The organism is Kitasatospora sp. NPDC018058 (assembly GCF_044327205.1).
Lineage (GTDB): Bacteria > Actinomycetota > Actinomycetes > Streptomycetales > Streptomycetaceae > Kitasatospora.
In genome coordinates, this window is record NZ_JBIRFA010000160.1 from 1 (window position 1) to 1,041 (window position 1,041).

The 1,041-nt window shown below is 69.8% G+C and carries 2 protein-coding genes; both read right to left on the minus strand.

Translation table 11 applies throughout. From position 1 onward, the window contains the following. On the minus strand, positions 1 to 410 hold a 410-nt coding region (locus tag ACH4E7_RS45720; RefSeq protein WP_396255144.1), incomplete at its 3' end, for an MFS transporter. 35 nt (positions 411 to 445) lie between these two features. After that, positions 446 to 1,039 (minus strand): ArsR/SmtB family transcription factor, encoded by a 594-nt coding sequence (locus ACH4E7_RS45725; protein ID WP_396255145.1) that lies wholly within the window; start codon positions 1,037 to 1,039, stop codon positions 446 to 448. Positions 1,040 to 1,041: the final 2 nt, after the last annotated feature.

The following is a 1,041-nucleotide window of genomic DNA, read 5'->3' on the forward strand; positions in this document are numbered from 1 at the left end:
GGGAGGGCGCCGACAGCGGGTACGAACAGCGCGTCCACGGCACCGAAGACGAGCGCCACCGCGACCAGGATCCACAGGGCCGGCGCCGTCAGTGCGATGCCGGCTGCCACCGCCAGGATGAGGAGACAGCGCAGCGCGTCACTGCCGAGGATCACCCGACGGGGGTCGAACCGGTCGGCCACCACACCCCCGCCGAGCATGAGTAACGCTCGCGGTAGCGCCCCGGAGGCCATGACGAGGCCGACTTCGGTGGGACCGGAGGCCTTCTGGGCGGACCAGCCCAGGGCGACGAAGTACACGCTGTCGCCGATGAGGGAAACGGTGTAGGCGGTGAGCCAGCGCAGCACGTTGCCGTCGCGGTGGGCCGGTGTGGTGGCGTGTTCGGGCAGGACTGTTTGCGGGGCAGCCATGGTGAGCTCCAGTGCGTCGGAAGAATTCCGCTCGGTCAGGGCCGGAAGGGAAAGCCGTAGAGGTGCACGGACACGTGCTCGCGGTCCTCGGTGTCGCCGGCCGCCTTGGCGGCCTTGCTGCGCTCCCGCCAGCGTCGGGCGAGCGCCTGAAGCTCGTCGCTCATCTCGGCGAGTTCGACCGGGGTGAGGTCGATCAGCCACTCGGAGGTGAAGGATGCGTCGGTCCACTCCTTCCCCCAGGCGGACTTCTGGTCGAGGTACGTGCGGTACTGGGCGACGTGGGTGTCGAACATGCCGCGGGTCACCGTGCCGACCGCGGCGGCGCCCTCGGGCGTGTCCGCGAAGTCCGAGTCGCGGAAGCCCCAGCCCTCTTCGGACGCGACCTTCCACCACCGCTCGCGGCCGTCGGTGCCCTGGTCGCTCGCCTGCGTCACGAAGCCGTGCTCGGCGAGCTTGCGCAGGTGGTAGCTGACCAGCGAGGGCGTCTCGTCGACATGCTCGGCGAGCTGCGAGGCGGTCGCGGTGCCCGCGGCGTACAGCAGCCGGTACAGCTGCATCCGCAGCGGGTTCATGAACGCCCTCAACCGTGACAGGTCGGTGATCTGCTCAGGCTTGTGCTTCGGTCGCATGC